General features: G+C 73.4%; 14 protein-coding genes. 2 read left to right on the top strand and 12 right to left on the bottom strand.

What is annotated here, in order from left to right:
• Nucleotides 1-50: 50 nt before the first annotated feature.
• Nucleotides 51-3,374, bottom strand: coding sequence for a BTAD domain-containing putative transcriptional regulator (locus O4J56_RS16600; RefSeq protein ID WP_270686773.1), 3,324 nt, complete (start codon nt 3,372-3,374; stop codon nt 51-53).
• A gap of 122 nt (nt 3,375-3,496) precedes the next feature.
• On the opposite strand from O4J56_RS16600, the gene O4J56_RS16595 reads away from it, so the two are divergent.
• A complete protein-coding gene (locus tag O4J56_RS16595; protein WP_270686772.1) occupies nt 3,497-4,390 on the top strand; it encodes an NAD(P)-dependent oxidoreductase in 894 nt (297 codons plus the stop codon).
• A gap of 40 nt (nt 4,391-4,430) precedes the next feature.
• Here O4J56_RS16595 and O4J56_RS16590 read toward each other — a convergent pair whose 3' ends face one another.
• The 11 genes from O4J56_RS16590 to O4J56_RS16540 all read right to left on the bottom strand — a co-directional run bounded on the left by O4J56_RS16590 (nt 4,431) and on the right by O4J56_RS16540 (nt 16,031).
• Nucleotides 4,431-4,901: a hypothetical protein gene (locus O4J56_RS16590; protein ID WP_270686771.1), complete on the bottom strand. Its 471-nt coding sequence runs from the start codon at nt 4,899-4,901 to the stop codon at nt 4,431-4,433.
• 90 nt (nt 4,902-4,991) lie between these two features.
• A complete protein-coding gene (locus O4J56_RS16585; protein WP_270686777.1) occupies nt 4,992-6,392 on the bottom strand; it encodes an NAD(P)/FAD-dependent oxidoreductase in 1,401 nt (466 codons plus the stop codon).
• Between the two features lie 269 nt (nt 6,393-6,661).
• Nucleotides 6,662-7,498, bottom strand: a complete 837-nt coding sequence (locus tag O4J56_RS16580) for an ABC transporter permease (RefSeq protein ID WP_270686770.1) — start codon at nt 7,496-7,498, stop codon at nt 6,662-6,664.
• Complete coding sequence (locus O4J56_RS16575; protein ID WP_270686769.1) at nt 7,495-8,373, bottom strand: ABC transporter permease; 879 nt, start codon at nt 8,371-8,373, stop codon at nt 7,495-7,497. The genes O4J56_RS16580 and O4J56_RS16575 overlap by 4 nt, the downstream gene beginning before the upstream one ends.
• Nucleotides 8,374-8,383: 10 nt before the next feature.
• The gene (locus tag O4J56_RS16570) at nt 8,384-9,562 is read right to left on the bottom strand and encodes an ABC transporter substrate-binding protein (protein WP_270686776.1); all 1,179 of its coding nucleotides are present in this window, start codon (nt 9,560-9,562) and stop codon (nt 8,384-8,386) included.
• A 119-nt stretch (nt 9,563-9,681) separates the two neighbouring features.
• Nucleotides 9,682-10,863 carry an ABC transporter ATP-binding protein gene (locus O4J56_RS16565; protein ID WP_270686767.1) on the bottom strand — a complete coding sequence of 394 codons (1,182 nt, stop codon included), beginning with the start codon at nt 10,861-10,863 and terminating at the stop codon, nt 9,682-9,684.
• 11 nt (nt 10,864-10,874) lie between these two features.
• Nucleotides 10,875-12,326, bottom strand: coding sequence for a gamma-aminobutyraldehyde dehydrogenase (locus O4J56_RS16560; RefSeq protein ID WP_270686765.1), 1,452 nt, complete (start codon nt 12,324-12,326; stop codon nt 10,875-10,877).
• A 288-nt stretch (nt 12,327-12,614) separates the two neighbouring features.
• The gene (locus O4J56_RS16555) at nt 12,615-13,685 is read right to left on the bottom strand and encodes a CDP-alcohol phosphatidyltransferase family protein (RefSeq protein ID WP_270686764.1); all 1,071 of its coding nucleotides are present in this window, start codon (nt 13,683-13,685) and stop codon (nt 12,615-12,617) included.
• 418 nt (nt 13,686-14,103) lie between these two features.
• Nucleotides 14,104-14,886 carry a crotonase/enoyl-CoA hydratase family protein gene (locus tag O4J56_RS16550; RefSeq protein WP_270686763.1) on the bottom strand — a complete coding sequence of 261 codons (783 nt, stop codon included), beginning with the start codon at nt 14,884-14,886 and terminating at the stop codon, nt 14,104-14,106.
• An 8-nt stretch (nt 14,887-14,894) separates the two neighbouring features.
• Complete coding sequence (locus tag O4J56_RS16545) at nt 14,895-15,668, bottom strand: SDR family NAD(P)-dependent oxidoreductase (protein ID WP_270686762.1); 774 nt, start codon at nt 15,666-15,668, stop codon at nt 14,895-14,897.
• A gap of 81 nt (nt 15,669-15,749) precedes the next feature.
• Entirely contained in the window at nt 15,750-16,031 is a 282-nt protein-coding gene (locus O4J56_RS16540) for a hypothetical protein (protein WP_270686760.1), read from the bottom strand.
• A 427-nt stretch (nt 16,032-16,458) separates the two neighbouring features.
• On the opposite strand from O4J56_RS16540, the gene O4J56_RS16535 reads away from it, so the two are divergent.
• Complete coding sequence (locus O4J56_RS16535) at nt 16,459-18,171, top strand: ABC-F family ATP-binding cassette domain-containing protein (RefSeq protein ID WP_408639129.1); 1,713 nt, start codon at nt 16,459-16,461, stop codon at nt 18,169-18,171.
• Nucleotides 18,172-18,192: the final 21 nt, after the last annotated feature.

The raw sequence follows: 18,192 nt of genomic DNA, 5'->3' as shown, positions 1-18,192 counted from the left end.
AGTCGTCGAGGCTGGGCATCCTGCGGTCCGCCCGCCTATCCGCGCCGGCTCTAAGCCGTCGCCGCCCGTCTCGTCCTTCCCCGGATTCGGGATTCCTCGAAGGCCTCTTCGCCCAAAACCTCCCGGATGCGTTCTTCCGCCCTCCGGATGTCGAAGCGCTCCGCCTCCGGCAGTGGGACCCCTGTCCACAGCCTGTGGGCATCGGCCTCGCCCAGCAGCTCCGCCGCCCTGGCCGCGTCGCCGGGGGCGCCTCCCAGGGACAGCGCCCCCGCCATCCCCTCCAGCGCCAGTGCCACCGCCCGCGGGTCGCCGGACACCCTCGCCCGCTCCAACCCCCGCCTCTGGTGGGCCAGCGCCGCCTCCGCGTCCCCGCGCTGCTCGGCCACGTACCCGAGCTGCGCCTCGATGAACGCCAGCCCGATGTCCCCCTGCCCCTGGTCGTTGCGGGCGATGGACGCCCGGGTCCGCTCCTCGGCCTCCTCCAGGCGCCCCTCCCTCCGGGCCACCAGCGCCAGCCCCGCGTCGGCGAACTCCCGCCCGCCCTCGTCGCCCCGCTCCACCGCGATCGCGCGCGCCCGCTCCAGCGACCGCCGCGCCTGGGCCAGGTCCCCGCGCAGCATCGCGATCCTCCCGAGCCCCGACAGCCGGGCGGCGACCACGCCCCACAGCCCCAGGCGCTCGGCGTCCTCCAGCCCCTCCCGGAGCCGACGCTCGGCCTCCCCGTACTCGCCCCGCATCTCCGCGGCCTGCGCCAGCAGGTCCGATGCCTGGAGCACACCCCACGCGTCCCCTTCCGCCCGGAAGAGCCGCTCGCTCTCCTGAGCGGCACCGCGGTGGCGGTCGAGGTCGCCCCGGATCTGCGCGCACCACGCCTCCACGACCAGGGCCGCCGCCGTCCCCCACCGGTCCCCGGCCGCCCGGGCCGCCTCCAGGACCTGCGACGCGCGCCTGCCGCCCTCCTCCAGGTCGCCCATCCCCCACTCGGCGTAGGTCAGGAACAGTTCGGCCCGCCGAAGGCGCGCGTCGGCCCTGCCCCGCGCAAGACGCTCCCGAAGGGCGGTGCCGATGGGCCCCTCGTCCCCGTCGAACGCCACGCTCAGGGCCGTGACGGCGGCATGGACGGCCTCGGCCTCAAGCGAGAGCACGGCGAGCCGGTCGGAAGGGTCAGGCCGGTCGGGCCGGTCGGGCCGGTCGGAAGGGTCGGGACGGTCAGGCCGGTCGGAACGGTCGGGCCGGTCGGGACGGTCACCGGGGTGCAGGGCGAGCGCCTCCTCCAGCAGGGCGCGTACCTCCCCCACCCGTCCGCGGACCGCGCCGAACCAGGCGCACGCCACGGCCGTGCGCAGCGCCGTCGCCGCGTCCCCCGACCGCCCGGCCTCCCCCACCGCGGCCTTGATGTTCGCGCACTCCACGTCCAGCCGCTCCAGCCACACCCCCTGCTCAGGTCCGCGAATCCCCACGTCCGCGCGCTCCGCGAACTCCGCGTAGTAGGCGGCGTGCCGGACACCGGTCCCCTTCTCCTCGCCCGCCTCCGCAAGCCGCTCGGCGGCGTAGGCCGCCACCGTCTCCAGCAGCCGGTACCGCGTCCCGTCGCCCTCGTCCACGGCCACCACCAGCGACCGGTCGACGAGCGCCGGGAGGAGCGCCGCCGCGTCCCCGCACACCGCCTCGGCGGCCTCCAGGGTCCAGCCGCCCCTGAACACCGACAGGCGGCGCAGCAGGGCGCGCTCGTCGGCCTCCAGCGTCTCCCAGCTCCAGTCGATGACCGCGCGGAGGGTCCGCTGCCGCTCCGGTACCCCCCGGCGCCCGCCCGACAGCACCCGGAACCGGTCGTCCAGCCGCTCCTCCAGCTCGGCGGCGCTCATCGCCCTGATCCGTGTGGCGGCCAGCTCCAGCGCCAGCGGGATCCCGTCCAGGCGGCGGCAGACGGCCGCCACCGCCGCCGCGTTCTCGTCCGTCAGCTCCCACCCGGGCCGCGCCGCCGCCGCGCGCTCGGCGAAGAGGCGCCCGGCGCCGGTGCGGCGGAGCGCTCCCGCGTCGGGCGGGGCGCCGGACGCGAGGAGCCCCAGGGGTGCGACCGGGCGCACCCGCTCGCCGGGCACGCCCAGGGGCTCCCTGCTCGTCGCCAGCAGGCGCGCCTCCGGGGCCTCGGCCGTCAGGCGCGCCGCCAGCTCGGCCGCCCCGGTGATCACGTGCTCGCAGTTGTCCAGGACGACCAGGACGCGCTCTCCGGCGAGCGCGGCGGCGACGCGGGCGGCGGGGTCGCCGTCGGCCGCGTGCGCGTCGTCGCGCAGGCCGAGCGCCGCCGTCACCGAGGGCGCCGGGTCGCCCCCGCGCTCCACCTGCGCCAGGTCGACGAGGACGACCCCGCCGGGGAACCGCTCCCCGAGCCTGGAGGCCGCCTCGACCGCGAGCCGCGTCTTGCCGACGCCGCCCGGCCCGGTCAGCGTGACCAGGCGCCCGTTCTCGACCATGGCACCGACGCGCGCCGCCTCCCCCTCCCGGCCGATCAGCGGCCCGACGGGGACGGGCAGGCGTCCCCGCCGCCCGCGCGCGGCCGACGCCCCGGCGGAGACGGCGGACGCGGCGGACACCGCGGCCCCGGCAGGTGGGCCCAGCTCCGGGTCGTGCCTCAGCACGGCCGTGTGCAGTGCCGCGATCTCCGGCCCCGGATCCGTGCCCAGCTCGTCGGCCAGCCTGGCCCGCAGCTCCTCGTACGCGTCCAGGGCCTCCCCCTGGCGCCCCGCGCGGTACAGCGCCCGCATGTGGGCCGCCCTCAGGCGCTCGCGGAACGGGTGGGCGTCCACCAGCGCCCGCAGTTCCCCCGCGACCGCCGCGTCCTCGCCCAGCGCCGACCGCGCCTCGGCCCTGTCCTCCACCGCGGTCAGCCTGCGCTCCTCCAGACGGGCGGCGGTGGCGCGCGCGAAGGGCTCGTCGGCGAACTCCACCAGGGCACGGCCCCGCCACAGCGCCAGGGCCTCCGCGAAGAGCGCCGCCGCCGCGACGGCGTCGGCCCCTCTCAGCAGACGCGCCGCCCGGTCGGCCTTCTCCTCGAACTCGTCGGCGTCGACGCTCAGGTCCCCGTGCAGCCGGTACCCCGGGGCCCGGAACACCACGCCCGGGGCCTCGCCCGAGCCGGTGTGCGCATCCCTCAGGGCCTTGCGCAACTGGGACACCCGCGCCTGCAGCACCCCCGCCGGGTCGGACGGCGGGGCGTCGCCCCACACGTCGTCGACGAGCGTGTCCACCGGCACCGGCGCCCCGCGCCGCACCGCCAGGGACGCCAGCAGCGCGCGCACCTTGGGACCCGGAAGCGGCACCTCGCCGCCTTCGTCGTCCCACAGTACGAGCGGACCGAGCACCCCCAAGCGCATGGCGCCAAAGGTACCGGTAGCGCCCCCGTAGCGCTCTGACGGCGGATCCGTAGCGCCCGCCGCCACTGTGGACCCATCGCGACCGGCCGAACGAGCGGCCGGAGGGACCGAGGAGGACCACCATGGCGAACACGCAGGCGAGCACGCAGGCGAGCACCGCCCCCGTCACCCTGATCGGCCTGGGCCCCATGGGGCGGGCGATGGCCGACGCCTTCCTCAAGGCCGGGTACGACCTGACCGTCTGGAACCGCACCCGCTCCAAGGCCGACGCCCTCGCCGCGCGCGGGGCCCACGTCGCCGGCTCCCCCGCCGAGGCCCTGCGCGCCGGAGGCCCCGTCCTCCTCAGCCTCACCGAGCACGCGGTCATGTACAGCGTGCTGGAGGGCGCCGAGGCCGCACTCGACGGCCGCACCGTCATCAACCTCGGCTCGGACACCCCCGCCGCGTCCCGCGAGGCCGCCGCGTGGGCCGAGCGGCACGGCGCGCGCTACCTGACCGGCGGCGTCATGTCGCCCGCCCCGGGCATCGGCGACCCGTCGATGTCGACCTACTACAGCGGCGACCGCGCCGCCTTCGAAGAGAACAAGGCGCTCCTGGAGGTCCTGACCGCCACCGACTTCCGCGGCGAGGACCCCGGCCTGGCCCAGGTCTACTACCAGATCCAGCTCGACCTGTTCTGGACCACCATGACCGGGTTCCTGCACGCCCTGGCCCTCGCCCGCGCCGAGGGCGTCCCGGTGGAGACCATCACGCCCTACATCATCGAGGGCAACGACATGCCGATGTTCTTCGAGATGACCTCCAAGGTCGTCGCCGAGGGCCGCTTCCCCGGCGACGAGGACCGCTTGGCCATGGACACCGCCAGCATGGAGCACGTCCTGCAGGCCACCCGCGACGCGGGCGTGGACACCGCGCTCCCCGAGGCCGTCCTGGCGCTGTTCCGGCGGGGCATGGACGCGGGCTTCGGCGAGAGCACCTTCGCCCGTCTCATCACCCTGATGGACAAGAAGGCCTGACGGGAGGGCCCGGGAGGGCCGGGAGGGCACCGCGCGGCCCTCACCAGCCCGTGGGGATCCGCCCCGTGCCCTTGCACTGCGGGCACGGGGCCCCGTCCGGGCCGCGGCCGCTGCCGCCGCAGTCCACGCACATGCCCTCCTTGGCGGTCCAGGCGTCCATCGCCGTGTGGAACCGCTCCAGGGTCACCAGGGCCTCGTCCAGCAGCGCCTCCGGGATGCCCGGAGTGTGCGCCAGCTTGTAGGCCTGCTCGCCGATCACGCAGATCCCGCCGATGTCGCAGGTGACGTCCACGTCGCCGGTGGGCCGGGCGCGCGCTCCGGCGACCGCGCGGCGGGCCGAGGCGTGGAACGGGTCCCCGCCCGGCATGCGGATCGCGTCGGCCCCGGTCAGCCAGGACGCGAACCCCCGGGGCAGCGTCAGCGTCACCGCTCCCCCGTCCGCGGCGCCCGCGACGCCGTCGGCCTCCCCTGTCCGCCCCTGCGCGGGCACGGCCCGATACTCCGAAGCCATCACCGTCCTCGCCCCTCCCCCGAGCAAGTACCGGTGTGAATCGAAGCACACCCTCCCGCGACCTGCCAAGAGCGCGCCCCTGGGCTCCGATCAGCTGTTGAATCCCATTCCCAGGCGGTCGAGGGTGCGCAGCCACAGGTTCCGTCGGCCGCGGTCCCGGTCGGCCGCCGCGGTCGCACGCAATGTCAGCGCGATCCCCGCATATCGGGCGGGTTCGGGTGGGAAGGGGATCGGCCGCTCCCGCACCATCGCCGACCGGGTGCGCTCGGTGTCGGCGCCCTCCAGCCGGTCCAGCATCACCTGGGCGCCGAAGCGGGTGGCCCCCACCCCCAGCCCGGTGTAGCCCGCGGTGTAGGCCAGCCGCCCCTGGTAGGCGCTGCCGAAGAAGGCGCAGAACCGGCTGCACGTGTCGATCACCCCGCCCCAGGAGTGCCCGAACCGCACCCCCTCCAGCTGCGGGAAGGTGGTGAAGAAGTGCTCGGCCAGGCGGCGGAAGGTCTCCGGCCGCTGGTCGTGCTCGGGGCGGATGCGGCCGCCGTAGTGGTACACCACGTCGTAGCCGCCCCACAGGATGCGGTCGTCGGCGGTGAGCCGGTAGTAGTGGAACAGGTTGGCCGAGTCGCCGATCCCGTGGCGGCCCTTCCACCCGATGGCGGCCTTCTGCTCGGCGGTGAGCGGCTCGGTCATCAGCGCGTAGTCGTACACCGGCGCCACGAAGTGCTTCAGGCGCCGCAGCGGCCCGGGGAAGGCCCCGGCGGCCCAGGCGGTGCGGCGGGCGGTGACGGCGCCGCCGTCGGAGGCCAGGCGCAGCCCGCCGCGCACCGGCTCGATCGTGCGGACCGGCGAGTGCTCGTGGATGCGCACCCCCAGCCGCAGGCAGGCCTCGCGCAGCCCCCACGCCAGCTTGGCCGGGTGCACCATGGCGCAGGCGGAGCGGTCGATCATGCCGCCGACGTAGGTGGGCGAGTCCACCTCGGCGCGCACCTGGCTCGCGGTGAGCACCTCGGGGGCGTACCCCAGCTCCTCCAGCTCGGCGGCCTCCCGCTCCAGCTCCTCCAGCTGCCAGTACTCGGTGGCCACCGCCATCTCGCCGGTCCGCTCGAACTCGCAGTCGATGCCGTACCGGCGCACGGCCTCCTCGATGCCGTCCAGGTTCTCCCGGCCCATCCGCTCCAGGTCGGCGATCTCCTCGGGCCAGCGCTCGGCGCCGTTGCCGAAGCCGTGGGTGATGCTGGAGGAGCAGAACCCGCCGTTGCGCCCGGAGGCCGCCCACCCGCAGGTCCGCGCCTCGATGAGCACCACGTCCCGGCCCGGGTCGCGCTCCTTGGCCAGCAGGGCTGTCCACAGCCCGGCGTAGCCGCCTCCGACGACGGCCAGGTCGGCGGCGGACTCCCCGCCCAGCGGCGGGGCGGCCTCGGGCGCGTCGTGGCCGGGCACGGACGTGTCGAGCCAGAAGGTGCGGGGGTGGGCCTCCGCCAGGGACTCCTCCACAAGGGAGGCCAACGGTCGCGGCACGCTCGCGGTCACATTCTCAACTCCTCGGCGGCGGCCCCGGGCGGACCAGGGCCGGTCGGGTCGGCCGGGGATTCGGCCGAACCGTCTTCTGCGGGTGGTTCATCGATTAAACGGACAGGTGGGCACCCCCGTGCCCCTCCCGCCCCGGGGAAGGGGTGCCGCCCCTTGTTGATCTCGGGGAAGTCGGGCTTAAAACAGGCCTCTTAAGCCCGACTTCCCCGAGATCATCGGCGGAGGGGCCGGGGTCAGGCCCGGCGCCGGGCCATCACCGCGTTCACCACCGCGAGCAGCACGCCGACCGCGAAGATCAGCGTCCCCATCACGTTCACCTGCGGCGGGGTGCCCACCCGGGTGGTGCCCCAGATCCACAGCGGGAACGTGCTGGTGTTGCCGCTGACGAAGGTGGTGATGATGTAGTCGTCGATGGACAGCACGAAGGCGATCAGCCCGCCGGCCATCAGCGCGGGGGTCAGCATCGGCAGGGTCACCAGCCGGAACGTGGTCCACGCCGAGGCGCCCAGGTCGCGGGCGGCCTCCTCCAGGGACGGGTCCAGCGCCAGCACCCGGGCCCGCACGGTGATCGCCACGAACGACACCGAGAACATCACGTGGCTGACCACGATCGTCCAGAACCCGGTGGCGATGTTCATGGTCAGGAACATCGACAGCAGCCCGGCGCCCATCACCACCTCGGGCGCCGAGATGGCGGAGAACATCACCAGGTTGGTGGCGCCCTGCCCGCGGAAGGTGTACCGCCCCAGGGCCAGGCCCAGCAGCCCGCCCAGCAGCCCGGCGAACACCATCGTCAGCAGGGCGATCAGCAGCGAGTTCACCAGCGCCCGCGTCAGGTCCGGGTAGGCCAGGGCGTCGGCGTACCAGTGCAGGGTGAACCCCTGCCAGGTCACGTTGTGGCGGCCCTTGATGTCGTTGAAGCTGAACACGATCATGAACGCGATCGGGGACAGCAGCCAGACGATGACCGCCCAGGTGAAGTACTTGCCCCAGTCGACGCGCCGCCGCGGGCGGCGGGCCGGGGCCGGTGCGGGCGCCGCGGCCGGCGCGGGCGCGCTCGTCGCGGTCATCGGGTGCTCGCCTCCATCACTCGCTCGGTCCCCAGTGCCCGGGCGTAGCTGAAGATGCCCACCAGCAGGACCGCCATCAGCACGAAGGTGATGGAGGCGGCCATCGGGTAGGCGTTGTTCACCAGGTACTGGCTCTCGATGACCTTGCCGACCATGGTGTTGTCCGCGCCGCCGAGCACGGTGGCGTTGACGTAGTCGGCCGAGGTCGGGATGAAGGTCATGATCACCCCGGCGAACACGCCCGGCAGCGACATCGGCAGCACCACCCGGGTGAACGCGCGCACCGGCCCGGCGTACAGGTCGCGGGCGGCCTCGACCACGCGGTGGTCCATCCGCTCCAGCACCGCGTAGACGGGCAGCACCATGAACGGCAGGAAGTTGTAGGCCAGCCCGAACACGACCGCCGGTGCGCTGTTGAGGACGTAGGCGTCCTCCGGCAGCAGCCCGATGCCCTTGAGCGTGCCCAGGATGACGCCCTCGTCGGCGAGGAACGCCTTCCAGGAGATCGTCCGCAGCACGAACGACACGAACATGGGCAGCAGGAGCAGCAGCAGGTAGGCGTTCTTGTACGCCCCGCCCCGGAAGGCGATCCAGTAGGCGCACGGGTAGCCGATGAGGATGCACAGCACGGTCGCGCAGGCGCCGTACACCAGCGAGCGGCCGATCTGCTCCCAGTAGGTGCCGACCGCCGCGGCGTAGTTGCCGAACTCCCAGGTGAGCGAGTAGCCCTCGTAGAGGTTCCCGCTCATCAGGGACATCGACAGGATCGTGGCGATCGGCACCACGAAGAACAGCGCCAGCCACAGCCAGGCCGGGGCGACCAGGAGGTAGGGGGCGGCCCGCGCGGCGAGCCGCGGTCTGCGTTCGTCGGTCATGCGCGCCGCCCTAGGACTGGGTCACCGACAGGAACAGGGGGGAGAACGACTCCTCCTGGTCCACCGACAGCGGGACGTAGTTGTGCAGCTTGGCGTAGTCCTCCTCGGTGGGGAACACCAGCGGGCTGCCCACCAGGTCCTCCAGGAACTCCTTGTCCTCGCCGGAGGCCTCCGCGGCCTTCTCCTCCAGGATGGTCTGCACCTCGGGCACCGGCGGGATGTAGTTGATGTACTCGGCCAGCCCCGCGGCCACGTCCGGCTCGTAGAGGAAGTCCATCAGCATCAGGGCGTCGACCGGGTTGGCGGCCGTGTTCGGGATCATCATCAGGTCGCTCCAGAGCGTGGCGCCCTCCTCGGGGACGACGAACTCCAGCCCGGCGCCCTCCTCGGCGTTCTGCTGGAACACGTCGCCCGACCAGGCCATGGACAGCCACACGTCGCCGTTGGTCAGCGGCTGGATGTAGTCCTGCTCGTAGTAGCGGCGCACGATGCCCTTGTCGCGCTGCTCCTTGAGCTTGTCGGCGGCCTTCTCCCAGTCGTCCACGGTGGAGTCGGCCGGGGCCACCCCGTTGAGCAGCAGGCCGAAGTTGGCGATCTCCTGCGGGTCGGCCATCATGCCGACCTTGCCCTCGAACTCGGGCCGCCACAGGTCGGCGATGCTGGTGATCTCCCGGTCCACGTACTCGGGGTTGTAGGCGATGCCGGTGATGCCGGAGGTGTAGGGCACGGTGAACCGGTTGCCCGGGTCGTAGCTGGGGTCCTTGTACTTCTGCCCGGCGTAGTCGGCGAAGTTGGGCATCTTCGTGTGGTCCAGCGGCGCCAGGTAGCCCAGCTCGACCAGCTTGACCAGCTCGATGCCGGTGGACAGCACGATGAGGTCGTAGCCGATGGACTCGCCGTCGGCGAGCTTGGGCTGGATCTTGCCGAAGAACGAGTGGTTCTCCTGCACCGCCTCGTCGTAGTTCACCTTGATGCCGGTGGCCTCGGTGAACTCCTTGAGCTGGGTGCGGTCGGCGTCCATGTACAGCGGCCAGTTGGCGAAGTCCAGCTCGCCGTTGCTCTCCTTGCCCGCCCAGAAGTCCTCGGACTCGGGGGCCTTGCCCGCCCCCTGCCCGCTGACGCCGCAGCCGGTCAGCGCCGCGCCGGCGGCGGCCAGCCCGGCCGCCCCCAGCAGGCCGCGGCGGCTCATGCGGGCACGGGTCATCCCTCGCAGGAGGGCGCGGTCGATTCTGCTCACGGGAGGACTCTCTTCCGTGTCGGGGGATGGTGGATCCCGGTGGTGCGCGGGGCCTCGGAGGCCCAGGGGCCTCAGGCGGGCAGCACGTAGGAGTGCTCGGGGCTCCATTCCAGCCAGACCCGGTCGCCGCGGCCCGGACCGTCGCCGGTCCCGGCGGCGTTCTGGGTGAAGACGGTGAGCTCGGGCCCCGCGCCCGCACCGTCGGCCCCGCCGCCCTCCAGGGCGACGGTGTAGTGCGTGGACGCCCCCAGGTACACCACCTCCCGGACCGTGCCCGGCACCCGGGAGCGCGCGCCCGCGCCGTCCGGGCGCGCGGTGTGCAGCGCGATCTTCTCCGGGCGGACGGTGACCTCCACCGTGTCGCCGACCGCGGCCGCGGCGGTGGCGCAGACCGCACCGCTCTCGCCGACCGGGAAGGTGACCAGGCCGCCCGAGGCGTCGGTGACGCCCCCCGACAGCAGGTTGGAGGTGCCGATGAACCCGGCCACGAACCGCGAGGCGGGCCGCTCGTAGATCTGCCGGGGGTCGCCGAGCTGTTCGACGGACCCCTTGTTCATCACGGCGATGCGGTCCGACATGGTCAGCGCCTCGCCCTGGTCGTGGGTGACGTAGACGAAGGTGATGCCCACGTCCCGCTGGATGCGCTTGAGCTCCATCTGCATGGCCTGGCGGAGCTTGAGGTCCAGGGCCCCCAGCGGCTCGTCCAGCAGCAGCGCGCTGGGGCGGTTGACCAGTGCCCGCGCCAGGGCGACCCGCTGCTGCTGCCCCCCGGACATGCGGCCGGGCTTGGTCCTCTCCCGCCCGGACAGCTCCACCAGCTCCAGCATCTCGCCGACCCGGCGGCGGATCTCGTCGGAGGGCGTGCCCTTGCGCCTCAGGCCGAAGGCGATGTTGTCGAAGACGGTCATGTGCGGGAAGAGCGCGTAGCTCTGGAACACCATGTTGACGTCGCGGCGGTCCGGCGCCGTCCGGGTGACGTCGGCGCCCTTGAGCCGGACGGTCCCCTCGGTGGGGTCCTCGAACCCTGCGATCATCCGCATGGTGGTGGTCTTGCCGCACCCGGAGGGGCCGAGCAGGGAGAAGAACTCGCCCTGGGCGATCTCCAGGTCGATCCGGGAGACGGCGTGCACCTCCTCGCGGCCGGAGCGGTAGGTCTTGGCGACGCCCTCCAGCGCGATGGCGGGCACGTCGGGGGGAGGCGACGGCGCCTCGGCGGCGCCGGCGGCGGTGGTGGGCTCGGTCATGCTCTCCATCGTGCCCTCCCCTAGTCCCGGCCGATGTGGCTCATGACGTGCTTGACGCGGGTGTACTCCTCCAGGCTGTAGAGGGAGAGGTCCTTGCCGTAGCCGGAGTGCTTGAACCCGCCGTGCGGCATCTCGGCGATGAGGGGGATGTGGGTGTTGATCCACACGCACCCGAAGTCCAGGCGCCGGGAGACGCGCAGCGCGCGGGCGTGGTCGCGGGTCCACACGCTGGAGGCCAGGCCGTAGCGGACCGAGTTGGCCCATTCGACGGCGGTGTCCTCGTCGGGCACCTGCTGCACGGTGATGACCGGGCCGAACACCTCGTCGGTGACCATCTCGTCGCCCTGGCGGAGCCCGGCGACCACGGTGGGCTCGAAGAAGTACCCGTCCCCGCCCGTGGGCCTCCCGCCCGCGAGCACCTCGGCGTGCGCGGGCACCCGGTCGAGGAAGCCGGAGACGCGGGCGAGCTGGTCGGGGTTGTTGAGCGGGCCGAAGTCGGCGCCGGTGTCGTCCGGGCCGCCGGTGCGGGTCTTGCGCGCCTGCTCGGCGAGGGCGGCGGCGAGGTCGTCGTGGACGCCGGGGGTGGCCAGGACGCGGGTGGCGGCGGTGCAGTCCTGTCCGGCGTTGAAGAACCCGGCCTCGGCGATGCCCTGGGCGGCCTTGGCCACGTCGGCGTCGTCGAACACGACGACCGGGGCCTTGCCGCCCAGCTCCAGGTGGAGCCGCTTGAGGTCGGCGGAGGCGCTCTGGGCGACCTCGAACCCGGCCCGGGTGGACCCGGTGAGCGAGACGAGCCGGGGGACCGGGTGCTCGACCAGGGCGCGGCCGGTGCCGCGGTCGCCGCAGACGACGTTGAACACCCCGGCGGGCAGGAACTCCGCGGCGATCTCGGCGAGCAGCAGGGTCGTCATCGGCGTGGTGTCGGAGGGCTTGAGCACGACCGTGTTCCCCGCCGCGAGGGCCGGGCCGATCTTCCAGGCGGCCATCGCCATCGGGTAGTTCCAGGGGGTGATCTGCCCGACCGGGCCGATGGGCTCGCGGCGCACCCAGGAGGTGTGGTCGGCCAGGTACTCGGCGGCGGCCCTGCCCTCCAGGGTGCGGGCGGCCCCGGCGAAGAACCGCAGCGCGTCGGTGACCTGCCACAGCTCCTCGTCGCGGGTGGCCTGCACCGGCTTGCCGCAGTTGGCGACCTCGGCGGCGACCAGGTCGTCGGCGCGCTCCTCCACGGCGTCGGCGAACCGGTTGAGGGCGAGCTGGCGGTCGGCGGGGGTGCTGTCGCGCCAGGAGCCCTCGAAGGCGGCGAGGGCGGCCCGGAAGGCCGCGTCCACGTCGGCCGCCGAGGAGACCGGCGCCTGCGCGATGACCCGTCCGGTCGCCGGGTCGACGATGTCGCTCGTGCGCCCGTCGGCGGCGTCGGCATGGGCGCCGTTGACGAAGTTCCGCAGCTGACGCGGCCTGGCCTGCTCGGTCATGCGTGGCACTCCTGACGAAGGTGATGCAAGGCACATTTGCTGTCCCCGGTACCTTGACAGAGCACACAGGCTTGAGACAAGGGATTCCGTTGTAAAAATCGAGTTTTGCCATCGATCCCTCACGCGATGGCGACGCCAACCACTGTTTCCTTTAGAGAACGGGCGCACCGTCACGCTTCGCGCCGCTCAGGCCGCGCAGAGCACGTGGGGCGGGCACCGACATGATGCCGGTGCCCGCCCCACGACGGCTCCGCCGGGGCCCGACCACCGCCCCGGCCCGGTCCGCTCCTACGCGGCGGCCTTCTCTCCGGCCCGGCCCGCCTCCGGCGGCCCGGCGCCTTCGGGGGCCGCGCTCAGCACGAGTTCGTCCAGGACGACCGCCTCGCGCTCGTAGCGCCGCGAGGCCTGCCAGAGCCGCCCCACGATGAAGAGCTCGAAGAACATCAGGCCCGCGCAGGAGGCGCCCACGACCCACAGCATGGCGCCCGGGAAGAAGGCGCCCACCAGCGGGGCGACGATGAACACGCCCATCTGGAACTCGATGCCGCTGAACAGGTGGGGGCGGACGCGGTGGCGCAGCAGCGCGTCCCGGAAGCGGGCGTAGGCGGGGAAGCGCTCGGCGAGGCTGCCCGACGGGGGCTCCTCGGGTACGTACGCGAGCCGGGAGGCGCCGTCCCCGTGCGCCGCGCCGCCCGCCCCCTCGTCGGCCGCGTCGGCCGCGTCGTCGGCGGCGTCGTCGGCCGCCTCGTCGAGGAAGCGGGGCCGCAGCTCGCCGAACCGCTTCTCCCCGAGCACCCGGATGAAGGCCTCCTCCTCGATCTCCGCCTCCGTCAGCCCGCGGCGCACCCGCGCCTTCTGCGCACGCCGCATCTTCTTGCGGACCTTGGCCATCTGCGGCGAGTTGAGGTAGCGGAACATGTCCGTGAAGACGACGGCCAGCGCGAACCAGATGTAGACCGTGTCCCCGGTGGCGGCGAACTGCCCGCCCAGCAGGCCGATCGTGCAGATGAGGACGCGCACCCGGTCGAACACGTAGTCCAGCCAGGACCCGAAGACGGTGCCGTTGCCCTTCAGGCGGGCGATCTTGCCGTCCATGCAGTCCAGCAGGAAGCTGATGTGGAAGACGACCGCACCCAGGACCAGCCCGAGCACGTCGGCCCGGCCGAAGGAGAACGCCGCGGCGCAGCCCAGGAGCAGCGCGGCGATGGTCAGGTGGTCGGGCGTCACGGAGGTCCGGTTCGCGGTGAACAGGACCAGGCGCGAGGCGACGGGGTCCACGAGGTAGACCGTCCACCAGGAATCGCGCTTCTTATACGTCCTCTCGCGCACATCGGCGAGAGTGAACCCGTCAAAGGGCATGGATGACTACTCCGTGTGATTGCAGGCGGGCACGGAAAAGACAGCGTCGGGCACCCTGGAAACGGGGGATGAAACGGCGGACCGCTCATTTGAGCGCGCGCCGTCGAGGGATGCGCTTCTCCCTTTCTCTTCGCTCCGCGGACCTCTGACCTGCGCATCCCAGAGCACTCGGCACTGCCGGGAGATCGGGGGTCCGCCCGCCGTCCCCGGGACTCGGCGAACACGGACCTCTCGTCCCCCAGATTTCACCCGTAGGACGCCCTTTGTCTGAGATGGGTTTACTAAAGGATGAAGATTCCTTACATCCCCGCCCGTCGGCCCGTTTCCCGGGCTGCCGCCGGCGCCCCGCGAACGCCGACGGGCCGCCCCGGGGGTCCCGGGGCGGCCCGTCGTCTCTGCGGCCTGGAGGCCTGCGGGGCTACTCGCCCTTCCAGTCCGGCTTGCGCTTCTCGGCGAAGGCCGCCGCGCCCTCCATGGCGTCGTGGCTCACGAACACCGGGCCGGTGATCGCGTCCTGGCGGGTCCACATCTCCTCGGTGGACCAGTCGTCGGAGGCCGTCATGACCTCCTTGGACACCCGCACCGCCATCGGGGCGTTCTCGGCGATGCGCGCCGCCAGCGCGCGGGCGCCCTCCAGCGCGCCGCCGCCGGGCGTGACCGCGTTCACCAGGCCGAGCTCGGCCATACGCTGCGCACCGACGAAGTCGCCGGTCAGCGCGAACTCCATGGCGATGTTGCGGGGGATGCGCCGGTGCAGCCGCAGCAGGCCGCCGCCCGCCGCCACCAGTCCCCGCTTGGCCTCGGGGATGCCGAACTTCGCGTCCTCGGCCGCGACCACCAGGTCGCAGGCGAGCACGGCCTCGAACCCCCCGGCCAGGGCGTAGCCCTCCACCGCGGCGATGAGCGGCTTGCGCGGCGGGCGCTGGGCGAAGCCCGCGAAGCCGCGGCCCTCCACCACGGGCACCTCGCCCTTCATGAAGGCCTTGAGGTCCATGCCCGAGCAGAACGTGCCGCCCGCTCCGGCGAGGATGCCGACCGTCAGGTCCGAGCGGGAGTCCAGCTCGTCCAGGGCCTCGGCGATACCGCGGGCCACCGCGGCGTTCACCGCGTTCTTAGCCTCGGGCCGGTCGATGGTGACCACGGCGACGCCGTCGGCGGCCTCGAACCGGACCTCGGGGCCCCGTCCCTCTTCCGCTGCCATGCGCCCTCCTACTTCGGCGGCATGCGCAGGCCGCCGTCGATGCGCACGACCTCGCCGTTGATGTAGCTGATCTCCAGCAGCGAGCGCACCAGACGGCCGAACTCATCGGCGGTGCCCAGGCGCTTGGGGAAGGGCACCGGCGCGGCCAGGCGCTCCTTGAACTGCTCGGACTCGGGGCCCTGCCCGTAGATGGGGGTGTCGAGGATGCCCGGGGCCACGGTGTTCACGGTGACGCCGATCGCCGCCAGGTCGCGCGCGGCCGGGAGGGTCATGCCGATGACGCCGCCCTTGGAGGAGGAGTAGGCGATCTGCCCGATCTGGCCCTCGATCCCGGCCAGGGAGGCGGTGTTGACGATGGCGCCGCGCTCCCCGTCCTCGTTGACCGGCTCGGTCCTGCCCATCGCCGCCGCCGACAGGCGCAGCAGGTTGAAGGTGCCGATCAGGTTGACGTCGATGACCTTCTTGTAGCTGGCCAGGTCGTGCGGCTGCCCGTCGCGGTTGACGGTGCGGGTCGCCCAGCCGATCCCGGCGCAGGCCACCGCGGCGCGCAGCGGGCGGCCGGTGTCGACGGCCGCCTGCACCGCGGCCTGCACCTGCTCCTCGTCGGAGACGTCCGTGGCGACGAAGACGCCGCCGACCTCCTTGGCGACGGCCTCGCCGCGCTCGGCGTTGAGGTCGGCCACCACGACGGTGGCCCCGGCGTCGGCGAGCTGCCGGACGGTCGCTTCCCCGAGCCCGCTCGCGCCGCCGGAGACGACGGCGGAAATTCCGTTGAGATCCATGTGCGGAACACTACAGACCCGCCCCGCCGACGACTAGAACCGGGTTCGGTTCTCGTCCTCCCCTCCCCCGCCCCGGCGCCGTCAGGCCTGGTCGGGGCCGCTCTGCCAGCGCTCGTAGACGGCCTCGTCGACCAGCTCGGCGGCCAGCGTGTAGGCGTGCGTGCGGTTGAAGTCGGCGGCGCCCGCGCCGACCGCGAAGGGCAGCACCTCGTCGTCGGCGAGCGCGATCTCGTATCCGTGCGCGGTGGTGATCCGGTGCACCCGGCCGCGGTCGGTGCGCTCGGTGCCGTGGTACTCGACGACCTTGGCTCCGGCCAGGTCCATGAGGATCCTGCCGAGCGGGTCCGTGGGGGGCCAGGCCATGCTCTCTTCTCCTGTCGGAGGGGGTCCGTGCGCGGCCGCGCCCTCGGGGCCGCCGCTGCCTGCAGCCTGCCATCCCGCACGGCGCGGCCGCGATGATCCCGGTGAAAGTGCCGGGATTCCGGCGGGACGCCCCGCCGGAAAAACCTGTTGCCCCCCTCCCGGGCCCGGAGTAACGTCTCATCCGATGCGTAACTGACCGTCGAGACCACGCGCCGGGAGTAGCGGGAGCTCGCCCACCGAGGCTGGAGCAGACCCCTCCCGGCGCCTTCCGTCCGTTTCGGCCCGTCCCCGGTAAGGGACGTGCTCTTCGCTGAACCGGCGTGGTCTCGACGACGGCGTCCGGCGCGCTCCGCGCGTCTGGGCCCGCCCTCGGGCACCCCATGGACGCCGGCGCCGCGGCCCGCCCCGACCTTCCTCGGAGGTGGCCTTGACCTCTCGTACGACCGAACCGCGGTTCCGCCGCACCCACCGCTCCCCCGCCGAAGGGGGCGCGGCCGAGGGCCCGACCCCGCTGCTGAGCGCCCGCGACCTGGCCAAGGCCTACGGCGCCCGGCCCGTCCTGGACGGCCTGCGGCTCGACGTCGCCCCGGGGCAGCGCCTCGGGCTGGTCGGCGAGAACGGTGCGGGCAAGTCGACCCTGCTGTCGCTGCTGGCCGGGACCGCCGACCCCGACGCCGGCAGCGTCACCCGGCCCCGCGACACCGGTTACCTCGCCCAGGAGCCGCCGTTCACCGAGACCACCACGCTCGGGGACGCGGTCGCCGAGGCGCTGTCCGAGCCGCGCGCGGCCGAGCGGGAGCTCACCGCGTGCGCCCGGGCGCTGGAGGACGGGGGCGAGGCGGCCCAGCGTGCCTACGCGGCGGCGCTGGAGCGCGCGGAGGCCCTGGACGCCTGGGACGCCGACCGACGCGCCGAACTCGTGCTCGCCGGGCTCGGCCTGGACGATGTGGAGTCCGACCGGCCGGTGTCCGCCATGTCCGGTGGGCAGCGCAGCAGGCTGGCCCTGGCCGCGCTGCTCATCCGGCGCCCGCGCGCGCTGATCCTGGACGAGCCGACCAACCACCTCGACGACGAGGCGGTCGCGTTCCTGGAGGGGTTCCTGTCCGACCTGCCCGGCGCCGTGGTCCTGGCCAGCCACGACCGCGCCTTCCTGGACGCGGTGTGCACCGGCCTGCTCGACCTGGACCCGTCCTCCGAGCAGGGGCCCACCTATTACGGCGGCGCCTACACCTTCTACCTGGAGGAGAAGCGCAAGGCCTACCAGCGCTGGGAGCAGCGGTTCCGGGATGAGCAGGAGGAGCTGCGCGCCCTGCGCACGTCGGTGGACGTGACAGCGCGCCAGGTCGCCCCGGGGCGGCCGCTGGGCAACAACAGCAAGATGCTCTACGACTTCAAGGGGGCGCGTGTCCAGAAGCAGCTGTCCCGCAGGGTGCGCAACGCCCAGCGCCGCCTCGATGAGCTGGAGAGCACGCAGGTGCGCAGGCCGCCCAAGCCCCTGTCGTTCTCCGGGACGCTCACCGGCGGCGCGGCCGCGGGCGGGGGCGCGGCGCTGAGCGCACGCGGCCTGGAGGTGCCGGGGCGGCTCCGCCTGGACCGGCTCGACCTGCTCCCCGACGGGCGGCTGCTGGTGACCGGGCCGAACGGCGCCGGGAAGTCGACGCTGCTGCACGTCCTGGCGGGGCGCATCGCCCCCGTGTCGGGCAGCGTCGAGGTGCGCGGCGGTACCCGGGTGGCGCTGCTGGAGCAGGATGTGGAGTTCCCCGACCCGGAGCGCACCCCGCGGGAGATCTACACCGCGGAGCTGGCCCGGCTGAACGAGGAGGGGGTCCTGAGGGTCGCGGACGCGCCGTCGCTGGACGAGCTGGGGCTGATGGCCCGCCGCGACGTGCGGCGCCCCGTCGGCGAGCTGAGCGTGGGCCAGCGCCGCAGGCTGGCACTGGCCCTGATGGTGGCCTCCGCCCCGCACGTGCTGCTGCTGGACGAGCCGACCAACCACATCTCCCTGGCGCTGAGCGAGGAGTTGGAGGAGGCGCTGAAGACGGCGCCGGGGGCGGTGGCGGTCGCCAGCCACGACCGGTGGCTGCGCCGGACGTGGGAGGGCGACCACCTGTACCTGGAGAACGGGGCGCCCGTGCGGTGACCTCCTTGGGAACGGGGCGAG

Source organism: Nocardiopsis endophytica (assembly GCF_027706725.1).
Lineage (GTDB): Bacteria > Actinomycetota > Actinomycetes > Streptosporangiales > Streptosporangiaceae > Nocardiopsis_A > Nocardiopsis_A endophytica.
This window is presented reverse-complemented; position numbering and strand designations above follow the sequence as displayed.

What these genes read in the sequence shown, in the direction of transcription:
- O4J56_RS16600 (WP_270686773.1), bottom strand. Translation starts at nt 3,374, where the DNA reads ATGCGCTTGGGGGTGCTCGGTCCGCTCGTACTGTGGGACGACGAAGGC.
- O4J56_RS16595 (WP_270686772.1), top strand. Translation starts at nt 3,497, where the DNA reads ATGGCGAACACGCAGGCGAGCACGCAGGCGAGCACCGCCCCCGTCACC.
- O4J56_RS16590 (WP_270686771.1), bottom strand. Translation starts at nt 4,901, where the DNA reads ATGGCTTCGGAGTATCGGGCCGTGCCCGCGCAGGGGCGGACAGGGGAG.
- O4J56_RS16580 (WP_270686770.1), bottom strand. Translation starts at nt 7,498, where the DNA reads ATGACCGCGACGAGCGCGCCCGCGCCGGCCGCGGCGCCCGCACCGGCC.
- O4J56_RS16575 (WP_270686769.1), bottom strand. Translation starts at nt 8,373, where the DNA reads ATGACCGACGAACGCAGACCGCGGCTCGCCGCGCGGGCCGCCCCCTAC.
- O4J56_RS16570 (WP_270686776.1), bottom strand. Translation starts at nt 9,562, where the DNA reads ATGAGCCGCCGCGGCCTGCTGGGGGCGGCCGGGCTGGCCGCCGCCGGC.
- O4J56_RS16565 (WP_270686767.1), bottom strand. Translation starts at nt 10,863, where the DNA reads ATGGAGAGCATGACCGAGCCCACCACCGCCGCCGGCGCCGCCGAGGCG.
- O4J56_RS16560 (WP_270686765.1), bottom strand. Translation starts at nt 12,326, where the DNA reads ATGACCGAGCAGGCCAGGCCGCGTCAGCTGCGGAACTTCGTCAACGGC.
- O4J56_RS16555 (WP_270686764.1), bottom strand. Translation starts at nt 13,685, where the DNA reads ATGCCCTTTGACGGGTTCACTCTCGCCGATGTGCGCGAGAGGACGTAT.
- O4J56_RS16550 (WP_270686763.1), bottom strand. Translation starts at nt 14,886, where the DNA reads ATGGCAGCGGAAGAGGGACGGGGCCCCGAGGTCCGGTTCGAGGCCGCC.
- O4J56_RS16545 (WP_270686762.1), bottom strand. Translation starts at nt 15,668, where the DNA reads ATGGATCTCAACGGAATTTCCGCCGTCGTCTCCGGCGGCGCGAGCGGG.
- O4J56_RS16540 (WP_270686760.1), bottom strand. Translation starts at nt 16,031, where the DNA reads ATGGCCTGGCCCCCCACGGACCCGCTCGGCAGGATCCTCATGGACCTG.